Origin of the sequence: Streptococcus oralis (assembly GCF_022749195.1) — a bacterium.
GTDB lineage: Bacteria > Bacillota > Bacilli > Lactobacillales > Streptococcaceae > Streptococcus > Streptococcus oralis_CI.
Genome location: NZ_CP094226.1, coordinates 1501204 through 1516622 on the forward strand (window position 1 = coordinate 1501204; position 15419 = coordinate 1516622).

The 15419-nt window shown below is 41.6% G+C and carries 20 protein-coding genes; 4 read left to right on the plus strand and 16 right to left on the minus strand.

Going from position 1 to position 15419, the window contains the following annotated elements:
• Window position 1 precedes the first annotated feature (1 nt).
• The 4 genes from MP387_RS07350 (at window position 2) to nusB (ending at window position 2596) form a co-directional block, all read left to right on the plus strand.
• On the plus strand, window positions 2–1129 hold the full coding sequence (locus tag MP387_RS07350) for an SPFH domain-containing protein (protein ID WP_070837915.1): 1128 nt from the start codon (window positions 2–4) through the stop codon (window positions 1127–1129).
• An 80-nt stretch (window positions 1130–1209) separates the two neighbouring features.
• Window positions 1210–1770, plus strand: coding sequence for an elongation factor P (gene efp / locus MP387_RS07355; protein ID WP_198460085.1), 561 nt, complete (start codon window positions 1210–1212; stop codon window positions 1768–1770).
• A gap of 21 nt (window positions 1771–1791) precedes the next feature.
• Complete coding sequence (locus MP387_RS07360; protein WP_000510584.1) at window positions 1792–2181, plus strand: Asp23/Gls24 family envelope stress response protein; 390 nt, start codon at window positions 1792–1794, stop codon at window positions 2179–2181.
• Window positions 2174–2596 carry a transcription antitermination factor NusB gene (gene nusB, locus MP387_RS07365; RefSeq protein ID WP_000203659.1) on the plus strand — a complete coding sequence of 141 codons (423 nt, stop codon included), beginning with the start codon at window positions 2174–2176 and terminating at the stop codon, window positions 2594–2596. The genes MP387_RS07360 and nusB overlap by 8 nt, the downstream gene beginning before the upstream one ends.
• A gap of 49 nt (window positions 2597–2645) precedes the next feature.
• On the opposite strand, the gene MP387_RS07370 is transcribed toward nusB, so the two are convergent.
• The 16 genes from MP387_RS07370 to MP387_RS07445 all read right to left on the minus strand — a co-directional run bounded on the left by MP387_RS07370 (window position 2646) and on the right by MP387_RS07445 (window position 15203).
• Window positions 2646–3371, minus strand: a complete 726-nt coding sequence (locus tag MP387_RS07370; protein ID WP_242745941.1) for a CPBP family intramembrane glutamic endopeptidase — start codon at window positions 3369–3371, stop codon at window positions 2646–2648.
• 18 nt (window positions 3372–3389) lie between these two features.
• Window positions 3390–3665: a hypothetical protein gene (locus MP387_RS07375; protein WP_242745942.1), complete on the minus strand. Its 276-nt coding sequence runs from the start codon at window positions 3663–3665 to the stop codon at window positions 3390–3392.
• Between the two features lie 126 nt (window positions 3666–3791).
• Complete coding sequence (locus tag MP387_RS07380; RefSeq protein ID WP_242745943.1) at window positions 3792–4493, minus strand: CPBP family intramembrane glutamic endopeptidase; 702 nt, start codon at window positions 4491–4493, stop codon at window positions 3792–3794.
• A 149-nt stretch (window positions 4494–4642) separates the two neighbouring features.
• Window positions 4643–5410 (minus strand): acetyl-CoA carboxylase carboxyl transferase subunit alpha, encoded by a 768-nt coding sequence (locus MP387_RS07385; protein ID WP_061417512.1) that lies wholly within the window; start codon window positions 5408–5410, stop codon window positions 4643–4645.
• The gene (gene accD, locus MP387_RS07390) at window positions 5407–6273 is read right to left on the minus strand and encodes an acetyl-CoA carboxylase, carboxyltransferase subunit beta (protein WP_001173379.1); all 867 of its coding nucleotides are present in this window, start codon (window positions 6271–6273) and stop codon (window positions 5407–5409) included. The genes MP387_RS07385 and accD overlap by 4 nt, the downstream gene beginning before the upstream one ends.
• A 35-nt stretch (window positions 6274–6308) precedes the next feature.
• On the minus strand, window positions 6309–7676 hold the full coding sequence (gene accC / locus MP387_RS07395) for an acetyl-CoA carboxylase biotin carboxylase subunit (protein WP_242745944.1): 1368 nt from the start codon (window positions 7674–7676) through the stop codon (window positions 6309–6311).
• 11 nt (window positions 7677–7687) lie between these two features.
• Complete coding sequence (fabZ, locus tag MP387_RS07400) at window positions 7688–8110, minus strand: 3-hydroxyacyl-ACP dehydratase FabZ (RefSeq protein WP_000565515.1); 423 nt, start codon at window positions 8108–8110, stop codon at window positions 7688–7690.
• Window positions 8107–8589: an acetyl-CoA carboxylase biotin carboxyl carrier protein gene (gene accB / locus MP387_RS07405; protein ID WP_242745945.1), complete on the minus strand. Its 483-nt coding sequence runs from the start codon at window positions 8587–8589 to the stop codon at window positions 8107–8109. The genes fabZ and accB overlap by 4 nt, the downstream gene beginning before the upstream one ends.
• Before the next feature lie 2 nt (window positions 8590–8591).
• On the minus strand, window positions 8592–9827 hold the full coding sequence (gene fabF, locus MP387_RS07410; protein ID WP_242745946.1) for a beta-ketoacyl-ACP synthase II: 1236 nt from the start codon (window positions 9825–9827) through the stop codon (window positions 8592–8594).
• 29 nt (window positions 9828–9856) lie between these two features.
• Window positions 9857–10588, minus strand: a complete 732-nt coding sequence (fabG, locus tag MP387_RS07415; protein ID WP_033583751.1) for a 3-oxoacyl-[acyl-carrier-protein] reductase — start codon at window positions 10586–10588, stop codon at window positions 9857–9859.
• Window positions 10589–10633: 45 nt separating this feature from the next.
• A complete protein-coding gene (gene fabD / locus MP387_RS07420; protein WP_242745947.1) occupies window positions 10634–11554 on the minus strand; it encodes an ACP S-malonyltransferase in 921 nt (306 codons plus the stop codon).
• Window positions 11547–12521 carry an enoyl-[acyl-carrier-protein] reductase FabK gene (fabK, locus tag MP387_RS07425; RefSeq protein ID WP_000857452.1) on the minus strand — a complete coding sequence of 325 codons (975 nt, stop codon included), beginning with the start codon at window positions 12519–12521 and terminating at the stop codon, window positions 11547–11549. The genes fabD and fabK overlap by 8 nt, the downstream gene beginning before the upstream one ends.
• A gap of 117 nt (window positions 12522–12638) precedes the next feature.
• Window positions 12639–12863, minus strand: coding sequence for an acyl carrier protein (locus MP387_RS07430; protein WP_000257840.1), 225 nt, complete (start codon window positions 12861–12863; stop codon window positions 12639–12641).
• A 57-nt stretch (window positions 12864–12920) separates the two neighbouring features.
• Window positions 12921–13895: a beta-ketoacyl-ACP synthase III gene (locus MP387_RS07435; RefSeq protein ID WP_242745948.1), complete on the minus strand. Its 975-nt coding sequence runs from the start codon at window positions 13893–13895 to the stop codon at window positions 12921–12923.
• Window positions 13895–14329 (minus strand): fatty acid biosynthesis transcriptional regulator FabT, encoded by a 435-nt coding sequence (gene fabT / locus MP387_RS07440; protein WP_000386338.1) that lies wholly within the window; start codon window positions 14327–14329, stop codon window positions 13895–13897. The genes MP387_RS07435 and fabT overlap by 1 nt, the downstream gene beginning before the upstream one ends.
• A gap of 88 nt (window positions 14330–14417) precedes the next feature.
• The gene (locus MP387_RS07445) at window positions 14418–15203 is read right to left on the minus strand and encodes an enoyl-CoA hydratase (RefSeq protein WP_242745950.1); all 786 of its coding nucleotides are present in this window, start codon (window positions 15201–15203) and stop codon (window positions 14418–14420) included.
• Window positions 15204–15419 lie beyond the last annotated feature (216 nt).

Below are 15419 nucleotides of genomic sequence, written 5' to 3' on the forward strand. Positions count from 1 at the left end.
TATGGGATTTATACGTGCAGCCTTATCAGCAGGCTTAAATAGTTTTAATGATAGTAAATTCAAGGAAGCCATTGTCCTTCCAGATAATGTCTCTGGCGACGCCTTGGCCGTCAAGGGACAATTGCTCACTAAAGATCCAGATGGACGTTCTCGTCACAGCAATCAAAATACTGGACTTTTGTCAGATGGCAGTGTGGTTATCGTTCCTCAAGGTTATACCGCTGTTTTGGTAAACAACGGTACCTTCCTTGGTGAAGTCCTCGAAGCTGGTAGCCACGAATGGCAAGCTGGTGATAACGCCTGGCTCCTTGAAAAAGGTGGTTTAAAAGGCACTTGGGAAAACTTTAAAAACCGTTTCTCTTTCGGTGGACAAGTCATCACTCAACAAGAAATTATCTTTATCCGCATGCAACCTATTGCAGGTAATAAGTTCGGCACACAAAATGCGGTCGAATACTTCAGCGAACGTTACCAACAGCTGCTTAATATCCGTTTCTATGGCTTGTTTGATGTAAAAATAGCAGACCCAGTCCTCTTCTACGTGAGTTCTGTTAGCCGTCAAATTACTGACGGACAGCCATTTACTCTCCAAGATGTAGCTCAAGGAACGCTCCGTCAAAATATCGCACCAAAAATCGCGATTGCCATTGCCAAGTATACCAACGAAAACAAGGTTGATATCTATAGCCTCAATGCCAACCAAGACACCTTTAACGAACTCGCTAAACAAGAGGTCAACAAGGTTTGGACAGGCCTCTACGGTATTGAAGCAACTAATATCTTGCTTGAAGACCTCAGCTACGACCAAGAAAGTCTTGATATCGTTCGCAAGCTTGATAGTGAGCTCGTGGCAATGAAGTACAACACGATTGAAATCGAAGAACGCCGTGCTCGCAACGAAGCGCTTATTGCTGCAGCTGCCAACGAAGGGAATGGCAATGGGATGAACATGTTTATGGGCATGAATCTTGGCCAAACTCTCGGTGGTCAACTAAGCCAACAAGTCCAAAATCAAGCACCTGCTCAAAATGCTGGGCAAGCTACTAGCAAGAATTTTTATATCGAAGTCGATGGAAAATACGTTCTCGTTACCAAAGACGAAGATGGAAATATCGTACCAGTCAACTAATTAAGCTCCTTCTGATATTTGAGTAATGTTGTCTTTTATGGTACAATAAAGAGTAAATTATTTATTAAAGAGGTAAAAACATGATTGAAGCAAGTAAATTAAAGGCTGGTATGACCTTTGAAACAGCTGACGGAAAATTGATCCGCGTTTTGGAAGCTAGCCACCACAAACCAGGTAAAGGAAACACAATCATGCGTATGAAATTGCGCGATGTCCGTACTGGTTCTACATTTGACACAAGCTATCGTCCAGAGGAAAAATTTGAACAAGCTATCATCGAGACTGTCCCAGCTCAATACTTGTACAAAATGGATGACACAGCCTACTTCATGAACACAGAAACTTACGACCAATACGAAATTCCTGTAGTCAACGTTGAAAACGAGTTGCTTTACATCCTTGAAAACTCTGATGTGAAGATCCAATTCTACGGAACTGAAGTGATTGGTGTCACCGTTCCTACTACTGTTGAATTGACAGTTACAGAAACTCAACCATCTATCAAAGGTGCTACTGTTACAGGTTCTGGTAAACCAGCAACGATGGAAACTGGACTTGTCGTAAACGTTCCAGACTTCATCGAAGCAGGACAAAAACTCGTTATCAACACTGCTGAAGGAACTTACGTTTCTCGTGCCTAATCTCTAGAAAGAGGTCATTCTATGGGAATTGAAGAACAACTTGGCGAAATCGTTATCGCCCCACGTGTACTTGAAAAAATCATTGCTATTGCTACTGCAAAAGTAGAGGGTGTTCACTCTTTTTCAAACAAATCAGTATCTGACACCCTTTCAAAACTTTCTCTTGGCCGTGGTGTTTATCTTAAAAACGTGGACGAAGAGCTCACAGCAGATATCTATCTCTACCTTGAGTACGGAGTAAAAGTTCCTAAGGTAGCGGTTGCTATCCAGAAAGCTGTTAAAGATGCAGTCCGCAATATGGCTGATGTAGAACTTGCTGCTATCAATATTCACGTTGCAGGTATCGTTCCAGATAAAACACCAAAACCAGAATTGAAAGATCTATTTGACGAGGACTTCCTCAATGACTAGTCCACTATTAGAATCTAGACGCCAACTCCGTAAATGCGCTTTTCAAGCTCTCATGAGTCTTGAATTCGGTACGGATGTCGAAACTGCTTGTCGTTTCGCCTATACTCATGATCGTGAAGATACGGATGTGCAACTTCCAGCCTTTTTGACAGAGCTAGTTTCTGGTGTTCAGGCTAAAAAGGAAGAACTAGACAAGCAAATCACACAGCATTTAAAAGCAGGTTGGACCATCGAGCGTTTAACACTCGTGGAGAGAAACCTCCTTCGCTTGGGAGTCTTTGAAATCACTTCATTTGACACCCCACAGTTGGTGGCGGTTAATGAAGCTATTGAGCTTGCAAAGGACTTCTCAGATCAAAAATCTGCCCGTTTTATCAACGGACTGCTCAGCCAGTTTGTAACAGAAGAACAGTAAATAGAAAAAGTGTTTGACAATTATCAAACACTTTTTTCTTTGCCTACCACTATCTAAAAAAATGGTAATAGACATAATTATAAACAAAAATCCAGATGGGTTTTGCATAAATGAGAAAGTTGAAAAAACTATGGCACAGGATGGTAATTTTTAAGTTCTTTGTCCAACGGTAGACAAGGGCATAGAAAAGACCGCCTAAACTATAAATAATCAAACTGATAGGATCTCGGTGAGTTAGGATCAAATGACTAAGTCCAAAGATAAGAGCAGATAGGATAACATCCAGATAGTACTTGGACTGGGGAAAGAAGGTATTCATAAAGTACCCTCTATGAATCAGTTCCTCTAATATAGGTGCGAAGACTACTGTTAAACTAAAACTGAGAACAGTTGATAGAAAAGTTGGTTGCCCATTGGAGAATAGAATCGAAAGAAGGTCTTGAAAGATATACTTGTTATCAATTAGGTGATGAAACTGTAACTGAAAAGCATCCACCAATTGACGATCAAAATAAGTAGCCACTAGAGCAACTACAAGGTAAAAGAATCTTGACTTCTTTGAACCCTTTTTTTCAAAAATATAGAGCATCTCTTTCTTTTTGAGCCAGTAGATAAATAATAGCAAAAGAGCCATTACTTCAACTGTTAAAAAGATAGAATAGCCATCTATCCCCAATCCTAAAAACTTAGTTAGATGCATAATCCCTAACTCTGGTAGATAAACCGATAGAAATACCAGTGATGTATAGACTCCCAAATACCCTAGTTTTTTCATACTTACCCCTTTAATTTATCAATAGCCAATACCATAAGCACGTCTAGTCGCATGATTCAGTATTGTACTCCATTCTGTCGCTAAACTATATGCATATGGCGAATCCCAATGTCTATCGTCAACTAACCAAATCATACCACCACCTGAAACTTGCTCTAAGTCCTCAGATGAAAGAACTGTAAATATTTCTGTACCTGTCCTATCAAGTAGCTCCTTAAAATAAATTTTTGTCAGCTTACATCTACAGTATATATCTTTTTTATCTATTTTATAGTCCATCTCCTCAACTGTCAATTTTTCATCCTAAATGGTAGCTTTACTCATTGAGAAATAAGAAATTGATAAAAGAGATTTCTCTATCTTCCCATTAAATTAGAAAAAGTGTTTGACAATTATCAAACACTTTTTTCTTTGTCTCCACTATCTAAAAATCAAATAATAGATATAAAATAAGAGCGACGGAGCATAGGGAATCGCATTATAGAAACTATGACAAACAATAGTAAATCGAAGACTACCCGTAACTCGATAAGCAACTGCAAATAGAAGACCGAGAATACTATAAATTATGAGACTGATGGGGTCACGATGGGATAGAACCAAGTGACTGAGCCCAAAGATGAAAGAAGACAAGATCACATCCAAATAAAATTCCGACTTCGGAAAGAAGGTATTCATAAAATAACCTCTATAGATTGTCTCCTCAACAACAGGTACAATCGAAATGTTAAAGATTAAAAATATAAGACTTGATAGAGTCGTTTCTCTTCCGTTTGAGTAAAGTTCTGAAAGAAGATCTTGGAAAATAAAGCTATGGTCAATCAATCGAATATTCTGCATTCTAAATCCATTTAGAAAAGAATAGATAAGAAAGCAAGCCACTAAGAAAGCGAGATAAGACCAGCGCCAATCCTTTTTCTCGAAGATAAAGAGCATCTTCTTCTTTTTCAACCACAAAACGAATAAAAAGAAAATAAGCAACACTTCTCCAACTAGAAAGATTATATAGCTGTCCATTCCTAAACCAAAGATTCTAGCTAGAGTTATAGCCCCTAATGGAGTTAAATAAATGTACAGGAACATTAAAATCATACAGATTCCTAAATGTATTGTCTTTCTCATTCTTTCTCTCTCCTAATGGTAAACTCTCTATTATGGCTATATAGAGGATAGACTATTGATTGTTTTTCTTATTTATCTAGAGTATTCATGTTTATCCATGATCTATTATCAAAATAGCTAGAACAAAATGTTCTAGCTTTTAAATTTTCTTAGTATTTTCTAAAACGTTGGTAACGTTCTTCGATAAGTTGGTCGAGTGGTAGTTCTTTCAACCTATCTAGTTCTGCACGCAATTCATTTTTAACGCAACCTAGCAGTTCTTTACTTGACAGCCCTGCTTCTGAGATTACCTTGTCTACGATTCCCATTTCTAGGAGTTCATGTGAAGTGATTTTCATCAACTCCGCCGCTTCCATAGCACGACTTCCATCCTTCCAAAGGATAGAGGCAAATCCTTCCGGGCTAAGTACTGCGTAGATTGAGTTTTCTAACATCCAGACACGGTTAGCTACGGCTAGAGCTAGGGCCCCACCAGATCCTCCTTCACCGATAATAATTGCAATGATTGGAACCTTGAGGTCACTCATTTCCATCAGGTTTCGGGCAATTGCTTCACCTTGTCCACGTTCCTCGGCACCAACACCTGGGTAAGCACCCGCCGTATTGATAAAAGTCACAACTGGACGGCCAAACTTTTCTGCCTGTTTCATCAGGCGCAAGGCCTTACGATAGCCTTCTGGATGTGGTTGCCCAAAATTTCGTTTGAGGTTGTCATGAAGACTTTTTCCCTTTTGGATACCAACGACAGTTACTGCCTGTTCACCTAACCAACCAATTCCACCGATGACCGCACCATCATCACGGAAAGAGCGATCTCCATGCAATTCGATAAACTCGTCAAAGATTCCATTGGCAAAATCAAGTGCAGTCAAGCGACTCTGCTCGCGTGCCTCTCTGACTATTTTTGCAATATTCATCCGCGACTTCCTCCATGCAATCTCACTAATTTAGCAATTGTTTCAGGCAATTCTCTCCGTTTGACAATTGCATCAACAAATCCATGTTCAAGCAGAAATTCTGCCTTTTGGAAGTCATCCGGCAAGGTCTCACGAACTGTATTTTCGATAACACGACGCCCAGCAAAACCAACCAAACTTTGGGGTTCCGCTAGGATAATATCACCTTCCATAGCAAAAGAAGCGGTCACCCCACCTGTTGTCGGATCCGTTAAAATAGTTAGGTAAAAAAGTCCTGCCTTAGAATGACGTTGAACTGCCGCAGAAATCTTAGCCATCTGCATCAAGCTCATGATTCCTTCTTGCATACGGGCTCCACCAGAAGCTGTGAAGAGAACGACTGGCAAGTTTTCTACCGTTGCATACTCAAACAAGCGCGTGATTTTTTCACCCACAACTGTTCCCATAGAAGCCATGATAAAGTTAGAATCCATGATCCCAAGGGCAACTTTTTGTCCCTTGATGCTAGCTGTACCAGTTAGTACTGCTTCATCCAAACCTGTCTTTTCACGCATTGTTGCAAGTTTTTTCTGGTAGCCAGGAAAGTTTAATGGATCTTGAGTTTCAATACCTGTAAACATCTCCACAAAGCTACCAGAATCAATCGTCAAATCCAAGCGTTCCTGAGCTGAAATACGGAAAGTATAGCTACAATGGGGACAAATTCGTTCGCTCCCAAGATCCTTTTGGTAAATGGTGTGTTTACAACCAGGACACTGGGAGAAGAGTTCATCCGGAACCTCAGGCTTGGCTTGTGGTTTCTGCCTTACGGAACGGTTAGGATTAATCCGAATATACTTATCCTTTTTACTAAATAGAGCCATAACTCCCCCTTTTAGTTCTCATACTGTTTGAAAGTCTATTCTTTTTCTTGGTATTTTGGCAAGAAAGTTTCCATCAAGAAGGAAGTATCGTAGTCACCAGCGATAACTCTGCGGTCTGAAATCAGATCCAACTGGAAGTCTGCATTGGTTTGCACTCCTTCAATATCAAGTTCATAAAGTGCCCGTTGCATCTTCATAAGAGCATCAAAACGATTCTCCCCATGAACAATGATTTTGGCAATCATACTATCATAGTAAGGGGGAATGGTATAACCTGGATAAACTGCTGAGTCCACGCGCAAGCCAACTCCACCACTTGGTAGATAGAGATTGGTAATTTTACCTGGGCTTGGGGCAAAGTTAAATGCTGGATTTTCTGCATTGATCCGGCACTCGATAGCATGACCTTGTAGGACAATATCTTCTTGTTTGAAAGGTAAAGGTTGCCCGGCTGCAATGCGAATCTGTTCCTTCACGATATCAACACCTGAAACAAACTCTGTGACTGGGTGTTCAACTTGCACACGAGTATTCATTTCCATGAAGTAGAAATTGCCACTCGCTTCATCGAGAAGAAATTCAATCGTCCCTGCATTTTCATAACCTACAGACTCTGCTGCACGAACGGCTGCAGCACCAATTTCATGACGAAGGGTTTTGCCAATTGCAATGGATGGGCTTTCTTCTAAGACCTTTTGGTTATTCCGTTGGAGTGAACAGTCCCGTTCACCAAGATGGACAACATGACCCTCTTGATCCGCAAGAATCTGAACTTCGATATGACGAGCTGGATAAATCACACGCTCAAGATACATAGCGCCATTTCCAAAATTGGCCTTGGCTTCACTGGATGCTGTCTCAAAGGCTGCCACCAAGTCTTCTGCCTTTTCAACCTTACGAATCCCTTTTCCACCACCACCAGCGGATGCCTTAAGCATGACTGGATAGCCAATTTTTTCTGCAACTGCAAGCGCCTCTTCAGCCGTGTGAACTTCACCATCAGATCCTGGGATAACTGGAACTCCAGCCTTGATCATTTGCTCACGTGCATTGATCTTATCTCCCATGGTGTCCATCACAGCACCAGAAGGACCGATGAACTTAATTCCCACTTCATCACACATCGTGGCAAACTTGGAGTTTTCGCTAAGAAAACCAAAACCTGGGTGGATGGCTTCTACTTCTGTCAATACTGCAGCAGATAAAATAGCGTTGATATTGAGATAAGATTCTGTCGCCTTACCAGGTCCGATACAGATAGCTTCATCTGCTAGGAGTGTGTGAAGAGCTTCCTTATCAGCAGTTGAATAGACTGCTACGGTCGCAATGCCCAATTCACGCGCAGCTCGAATAATGCGAACCGCAATCTCACCACGGTTGGCAATCAAAATTTTACGAAACATGGAGAACCTCCTTAGTTTCCAATTGCAAAGGTAAGAGTACCACTCGCTGCAAGCTTACCATCTACTTCAGCCTTTGCTTCAACCACAGCAATCGTACCACGACGTTTAACAAAAGTAGCCGTCATGACCAATTGATCACCTGGTACAACTTGCTTCTTGAACTTAACCTTGTCCATGCCAGCGTAAAAGACCAGCTTCCCTTTGTTTTCAGGCTTAGACAATTCCAAGACACCCGCAGTCTGTGCCAAGGCTTCCATAATCAGAACACCAGGCATAACTGGGTATTGAGGAAAATGACCATTGAAGAAAGGTTCGTTGATGGTCACATTTTTAATGGCAACAATGGTATCCTCGCTCACTTCCAAGACACGATCCACTAGGAGCATGGGGTAGCGATGGGGTAGAGCTTCTTTGATTCCTTGAATATCGATCATTTGATACGTACCAATCCTTTACCGAACTCAACCATTTCTTCATTTGAAACGAGAATTTCTGTCACCACACCATCCTTAGGTGCAGGAATTTCATTCATGACCTTCATGGCTTCGATGATCACCAAAGTCTGACCTTTTTTAACACTGTCTCCAACTGTGACAAAGGCAGGTTTATCTGGTCCAGCAGCCAAGTAAGCCACCCCTACAAGTGGACTCTCAACGACATCACCCTCTGGAGCAACTTGAGCTGGTGCTGGTGCTTCTTCCACTGCACTCTCAACTGGAGTTGAAGGGGCAGAAACCACCGGACTTGCAACTACTGCAGTTGGCACTGGAGCAACTTGAGCTGGTGCTTCAGAAACCATTCTTGCTTCATTCTTACTGAACTGCAATTCGTCCGTTCCGTTTTTATAAGAAAATTCTCTCAAACTTGATTGGTCAAACTGAGCCATCAAGTCCTTGATTTCATTTAAATTCATAATTATTTATTCTCCCAACGTTTGAAAGCAAGAACCGCATTGTGTCCACCAAAACCAAAAGTGTTTGAAATTGCATAAGGGATTTCTTGCTCCAAGCCTTGTCCATAAACGACATTCGCTTCGATATAGTCTGACAACTCACTTGTTCCAGCTGTCATTGGTACATAGTTATGACGCATGGCTTCGATGGTAGCGATGGCTTCTACTGCTCCTGCAGCACCAAGTAAGTGTCCTGTAAAGGACTTGGTTGAAGATACAGGTACTTCTTTACCAAGGACAGCTACGATCGCACCACTTTCTCCTTTTTCATTAGCAGGAGTTGAAGTTCCGTGGGCATTGACGTAAGCCACTTGCTCTGGAGAAATTTCTGCTTCTTCCAAAGCCAACTTCATAGCCTTAATTGCACCTTGACCCTCTGGATGAGGTGAAGTCATATGGTAAGCATCACAGGTATTTCCATAACCAACTACTTCAGCCAAGATAGTTGCACCACGTTTTTCAGCATGTTCAAGGCTTTCAAGAACCAACATCCCTGAACCTTCTCCCATCACAAAACCATTACGGTCTTTGTCAAATGGGATAGAAGCACGAGTTGGATCCTCCGTAGTTGATAGGGCAGTCAATGCTTGGAAACCAGCGATGGCAAAAGGAGTGATAGATGATTCTGATCCACCAACTAACATGACATCTTGGAAACCAAACTTGATAGAGCGGAAGGCATCCCCAATGGCATCGTTTGATGAGGCACAGGCTGTATTGATTGATTTACAGATACCGTTTGCTCCGAAACGCATGGCAACATTTCCTGAAGCCATATTTGGCAAGGCTTTTGGAAGTGTCATTGGTTTAACGCGCTTTGGACCTTTTTCATGAAGACGGATAACCTGATCTTCGATTTCTTTAATTCCTCCAATACCAGAAGCCACGATGACACCAAAGCGATCTTTATCAATTGCTTCTACATCAAGATTTGCATTTGTCACCGCTTCTTGAGCCGCATACAAGGCATACAAAGAATAGTTGTCAAAACGGTTGGTATCTTTTTTGACAAAGTATTTATCAAATGGGAAATCTTGAACTTCTGCCGCATTGTGCACAGCAAATTCGCTGTGGTCAAACTTAGTGATTTCTCCAATTCCAATCTTCCCAGTTTGCAAATTGTTCCAAAATTCTTCTGGAGTATTTCCGATAGGAGAGGTCAATCCGTAACCTGTTACTACAACTCGATTTAGTTTCATCTGTCTTACCTATATCTTTCCTTATTTTTTTACATGCTAAGTCCGCCATCAACAGCGAGAACTTGTCCAGTCAAATAATCCTGTCCAGCCAGGAACACTGTAGCATCTGCGATATGTTCTGCTTGTCCAAAATGTTTCATTGGGATTTGGGCCAATGTCGCTTCCTTGACCTTATCAGACAAAACAGCAGTCATATCTGACTCAATCATCCCTGGTGCAAGAGCATTTACACGCACATTGCGATTGGCAACCTCACGCGCTACTGATTTGGTAAAACCAATCAAACCAGCTTTGGAAGCCGCATAGTTGGCTTGTCCGATATTTCCCATCAAACCGACCACACTCGACATATTGATGATCGCACCTTCACGTGCCTTGATCATCTGTTTCAAGACTGCTTGCGTCATGTTGAAGGCACCTGTCAAGTTAATCTTAATCACTTTTTCAAAGTCTTCTTCGGTCATCTTGAGCATAAGCGTATCTTGAGTGATTCCAGCATTGTTGACCAAGACATCAACAGAACCGAGTTCTGTAATCGCTTGATCTACCATACGCTTGGCATCTGCAAAGTCTGAAACATCACCTGAAATCGGTACTACTTTGACACCATAGTTTGAAAACTCAGCCAGCAATTCTTCTGAGATTGCTCCTCGACTATTCAAAACTACATTAGCGCCTAGTTGGGCAAATTTGTGAGCAATGGCAAGTCCGATACCACGACTTGAACCTGTTACAAAGACATTTTTATTTGTAAGTTGCATTCTATCTCTCCTGTTTCCTGTTGTATTTTGTGGGAGAAGGGATCATTAGTTTCCTAACAAAGCATCCAAGCTTGCTTGGTCTTCAACGTTAGCTAGCTTAGCTGTTTTATCGATTTTTTTGACAAAGCCTGATAGGACCTTACCAGGACCAATTTCAATAAAGTTGGTTACCCCAGCATCCTGCATCACAGCAATACTTTCATAAAAACGAACAGGTTCTTTGACCTGACGCGTTAAAAGCTCTTGGATTCGATCTTTTTCCATAACAGCAGCTTCCGTATTGCCGACTAGTGGGCAAGTAAAGTCAGAGAAACTCACTCCCTCAAGAGCTCCAGCTAGTTGCTGACTGGCTGGCTCAAGAAGGGCTGTATGGAAAGGACCAGATACATTTAAAGGAATCAATCGTTTTGCTCCTGCTTCCTGCAAGAGTTCAACTGCGTGGTCAACCGCAGCCACCTCACCACCGATAACGATTTGGCTTGGGGTGTTGTAGTTAGCTGGAGTCACTACTCCAATTTTAGAGGCTGTTTCACAAGCTTCCTCAATTACTTCAACTGGAGTATTAAGGACCGCAACCATCTTTCCAGAGCCTGCAGGTGCAGATTCTTCCATATAAGCACCACGCTTAGCAACCAAGGCAACTGCATCCTCAAAGTCCAAGGCACCACTTGCTACAAGAGCAGAATATTCCCCAAGAGACAATCCTGCTACCATATCTGGCTGATAACCCTTTTCTTTCAATAGTCGGTAAATAGCAACCGAAGTCGCTAAAATTGCTGGTTGCGTATAGCGAGTCTGGTTTAACTTGGTTTCTTCCTTATCAATCAAGTCACGAAGGTCATAACCCAAAACCTGACTGGCTTGGTCAATTGTTTCCTTGACGATAGGATAGCGATCATAGAGATCACGCCCCATTCCTAGATACTGAGCACCTTGACCTGCAAATAGAAAGGCTGTTTTAGTCATTTCTTACAACTCCTGCCCAACGAGAGGCTTCTTCTTGAATTTTTTTGGCTGCGCCATAGTATAGATCTTTTAGGATTTCTTCGACAGTTTCCTCTTTAGAAACCAAACCAGCGATCTGACCTGCCATGACAGATCCACCTTCTACATCTCCATGAACAACGGCTTTAGCAAGAGCACCAGCCCCCATTTGTTCAAAGATTTCTAAATCTGGATTTTCTTGTTTAAAGGCATCTTTTTCAGCCTGCTCAAAGTCACGTGTCAATTGGTTTTTAATGGCACGAACAGCATGTCCAAAGTGTTGAGCTGAAATAGTCGTATCAATATCACGCGCTTTTAAGATTTTTTCCTTGTATTTTGGATGGGCGTTAGATTCCTTAGCTACTACGAAACGCGTACCAACTTGAACGGCCTCAGCACCAAGCATAAAGCCTGCAGCGACACCTTCACCGTCCGCAATTCCTCCAGCTGCGATAACTGGAATTGAAACAGCTGCAGCAACTTGGCGAACCAAGGTCATCGTCGTCAATTTACCAATATGCCCACCGGCTTCCATTCCCTCTGCAATAACCGCATCTGCACCAATTTTTTCCATGCGTTTTGCCAAAGCAACACTTGGAACAACGGGAATAACTGTAATTCCTGCATCATGGAAACGAGTCATGTATTTACTTGGATTTCCTGCACCAGTTGTAACAACCTTGACCCCTTCTTCAATCACGAGATCAACGATGTCTTCTACAAAAGGTGACAAGAGCATGATGTTGACACCAAAAGGTTTGTCCGTAAGTGATTTGATTTTATCGATATTAGCCTTTACGACCTCTTTAGGTGCATTCCCACCACCGATAATCCCTAGACCACCAGCTTTTGATACTGCACCAGCCAAGTCACCATCTGCAACCCAGGCCATTCCTCCTTGAAAAATAGGATAATCAATGTTCAATAATTCTGTAATACGTGTTTTCATAGTGCCTCCATCATTCCTTGCTTACGTAATAGTTCGATGAGTTTATCATTTGAGTTTCAAACTATTACCTAAACAAGAGGGAGTGGGTTTCCCCTACTCCTTCTAGTAATATGTTAATTATTTTGTTTGCTCTTCAACGTAGGCAACCAAGTCACCAACTGTTTTCAAGTTATCTTCTGCTTCGATTTGGATATCGAAAGCATCTTCGATTTCAGAGATTACTTGGAACAAGTCCAATGAATCTGCATCCAAATCATCAAAAGTAGATTCAAGTGTTACTTCTGATGCGTCTTTCCCAAGTTCTTCAACGATAATTTCTTGTACTTTTTCAAATACTGCCATGATAGGACTCCTTTAAAATATAAAAAATTTATAACTATGTGTTTACCACATGATTACCTAGATTGTAAGAATGAGTGTGCCCCATGTCAAACCTCCACCGAAGCCTGATAGGAGAATCGTCTGGCTACCATCTAAACGAATCATGCCATTCTCCACACACTCTGAGAGCAAAATCGGGATACTTGCTGCACTGGTATTTCCATACTCCATCATATTGGCAGGAAGTTTGTCTCGGTCTACGCCAATCTTCTTAGCCATCTTATCCAAAATGCGGATATTTGCCTGATGAAGCAAGAGATAATCCAATTCCGATGCTGCGATTGGACCATTTTCAATGGTTTCTTTGATTGATCTAGCAACATCACGATTTGCAAAATCAAAAACTGCTCGTCCATCCATCTTCAAAAAAGCAGGAACTGCTTCTTGATCTGAGAAAGGAGAAGCCAAAGCCGTTTGACCATAGGTCAAACACTCGCTCCGAGATCCATCTGTATAGAGACTTTCCACAAGGAAGTGACGTATTTCGCTCGCTTCCAAGAGAACCCCACCAGCACCATCCCCAAAGAGAACAGCTGTCGAACGATCTAACCAATCAACTGCCTTAGATAAGGTCTCAGCCCCGATAACAATCCCTTTTTTGAACTGTCCAGAACTTAAAAACTTTTCTGCAGTCGAGAGAGCGAATACAAAGCCACTGCAAGCTGCTGTCAAATCAAAGGCGAAAGCTCTATGCGCTCTGATATTTGCCTGAACTCGAGCTGCTGTGGAAGGCATCATCGAGTCTGGGGTAATCGTCGCTACAATGATAAAATCAATCTGATCCGCTGTTAAGCTCCCTTTAGCCAGCAAGCTCTTAGCAACTTCTGTTGCCAAGTCACTTGTAGACTCTGATTTTGAGATATGTCTCTGTTTAATTCCTGTCCGACTTGAAATCCACTCATCGCTTGTGTCCATGATTTGGGCTAAGTCATGATTAGTGACCACTTGCTCTGGAACATAATGAGCAACCTGGCTTATTTTTGCAAAAGCCATTATTTCAAATCCTCCAAAAATTGATAAAGGTTCGTTAAGCCTCTGCCCATGACTTCTTTTTCCTCAGGGCTCATGCCATCGATGATTTTTTCGACCATAGCCTTGTGGAACCGTTTATGAAGACGGTGAACCAAACGACCTTGCTTTGTCAAATGCAGATAGACCACTCGACGGTCTTGGTCAGAACGAATACGCTCAATATAACCTTTTCTCTCCAGGTTATTCAAACTCGTCGTCACTGTCCCAAGAGTTACCATCAGTTCTTTTGAAACCTTACTTGGCGTTGCCTCCGGGAACTTCCCAATCACATCGATCGTGTGCATTTCTTTGATGGAGATGTCTTTGAATCGACTACCTCGTAAGCTAACCTCCTCGATCACAAGGACATTGTTGAAAATAGATGTTAGATAATCATTTACTTGTTGGTAGTCCAAATCGTTTCCCTCCTTCTAAAAAACTTTCACAATCAAAGCATTTGATAAAAGAAGTATATCAAACTTCAAAAAATTGTGCAAGTATTTTTTACATTCCTGTAAATTTTGGTCTTCTTCTTTCAGAATGTGCTCGAACTCCTTCTTTAAAATCTTCAGTTAGAGATAACGATTCTTGTAATTCCAATTCTAATTCGGCATAATTCTGCCAATCCTTAAATTGACTTTCCCAAACTAACTTTTTAATCGCTGCGTATGAGTTTGCTGAACCTCTTCTTAATTTTTTCAGAACTTGTTCTCTTGTTTTTTCTAATTTGTCAACTTCACAAACACGGTATACCACGCCCCATTCTAGCGCTTTTTCAGCAGTCAAGGCTTCACCTGTCATGGCAAGTTGTGCAGCCCGTGTTACCCCGATGCTACGACTCAAGAGATGAATACCTCCTGCATCAGGAGCCAAGCCAACCCCTACAAAGGCTTGAATGAACTTGGCTTTGTCTGTTGCTATACAAAAATCAACCGCTACAGCCATATTGGCTGCAGCTCCTGCAACGGCTCCATCTACTTCCATCAAAATTGGCTTGGGTATTTGCTTGATCTTATAGGAAATTGTATTAACTAACTCAGCAATTTTTGTCAGTGAAGGAATATCATCTTCGTCTACTGCTCGTTTCATCTCAACCAAGTCTCCTCCAACTGAAAAGACCTTCCCATTCGCATTAATCAAGATGAACTGCACAGCTTGGTCCTGCTCCGCTAGAGTCAAAGCTTCTAAAATTTCCTCACACATTGGGATATGAAAACCATTTGCCACTTCGGGACGATTCAAAGTAATGATAGCCAGATCATCTACGATCTGATATAAGATATGATTCATAGCTTCTCCTTTTCTTTTATAAGACAATGAAATTGTTTCATCATCAAAGTATACCTTTTTTTGGATAAAGAGGCAAGGAAAAACTAAAGGAAAGTGTCTCAGCTGATTATTCACCCATCATTTATGAGTGTGAGTAAAATTTGACGCCCTTACTTTTAAACGGTTATTACTTTTCAGAATAAGTTAGTGTTTTCTTCTATTATAATAGGAAGTTAT

Bases quoted from the DNA above. Each gene is read 5' to 3' on its own strand.
- MP387_RS07350 (WP_070837915.1), top strand. From the start codon at position 2: ATGGGATTTATACGTGCAGCCTTATCAGCAGGCTTAAATAGTTTTAAT.
- efp (WP_198460085.1), top strand. From the start codon at position 1,210: ATGATTGAAGCAAGTAAATTAAAGGCTGGTATGACCTTTGAAACAGCT.
- MP387_RS07360 (WP_000510584.1), top strand. From the start codon at position 1,792: ATGGGAATTGAAGAACAACTTGGCGAAATCGTTATCGCCCCACGTGTA.
- nusB (WP_000203659.1), top strand. From the start codon at position 2,174: ATGACTAGTCCACTATTAGAATCTAGACGCCAACTCCGTAAATGCGCT.
- MP387_RS07370 (WP_242745941.1), bottom strand. From the start codon at position 3,371: ATGAAAAAACTAGGGTATTTGGGAGTCTATACATCACTGGTATTTCTA.
- MP387_RS07380 (WP_242745943.1), bottom strand. From the start codon at position 4,493: ATGAGAAAGACAATACATTTAGGAATCTGTATGATTTTAATGTTCCTG.
- MP387_RS07385 (WP_061417512.1), bottom strand. From the start codon at position 5,410: ATGAATATTGCAAAAATAGTCAGAGAGGCACGCGAGCAGAGTCGCTTG.
- accD (WP_001173379.1), bottom strand. From the start codon at position 6,273: ATGGCTCTATTTAGTAAAAAGGATAAGTATATTCGGATTAATCCTAAC.
- accC (WP_242745944.1), bottom strand. From the start codon at position 7,676: ATGTTTCGTAAAATTTTGATTGCCAACCGTGGTGAGATTGCGGTTCGC.
- fabZ (WP_000565515.1), bottom strand. From the start codon at position 8,110: ATGATCGATATTCAAGGAATCAAAGAAGCTCTACCCCATCGCTACCCC.
- accB (WP_242745945.1), bottom strand. From the start codon at position 8,589: ATGAATTTAAATGAAATCAAGGACTTGATGGCTCAGTTTGACCAATCA.
- fabF (WP_242745946.1), bottom strand. From the start codon at position 9,827: ATGAAACTAAATCGAGTTGTAGTAACAGGTTACGGATTGACCTCTCCT.
- fabG (WP_033583751.1), bottom strand. From the start codon at position 10,588: ATGCAACTTACAAATAAAAATGTCTTTGTAACAGGTTCAAGTCGTGGT.
- fabD (WP_242745947.1), bottom strand. From the start codon at position 11,554: ATGACTAAAACAGCCTTTCTATTTGCAGGTCAAGGTGCTCAGTATCTA.
- fabK (WP_000857452.1), bottom strand. From the start codon at position 12,521: ATGAAAACACGTATTACAGAATTATTGAACATTGATTATCCTATTTTT.
- MP387_RS07430 (WP_000257840.1), bottom strand. From the start codon at position 12,863: ATGGCAGTATTTGAAAAAGTACAAGAAATTATCGTTGAAGAACTTGGG.
- MP387_RS07435 (WP_242745948.1), bottom strand. From the start codon at position 13,895: ATGGCTTTTGCAAAAATAAGCCAGGTTGCTCATTATGTTCCAGAGCAA.
- MP387_RS07445 (WP_242745950.1), bottom strand. From the start codon at position 15,203: ATGAATCATATCTTATATCAGATCGTAGATGATCTGGCTATCATTACT.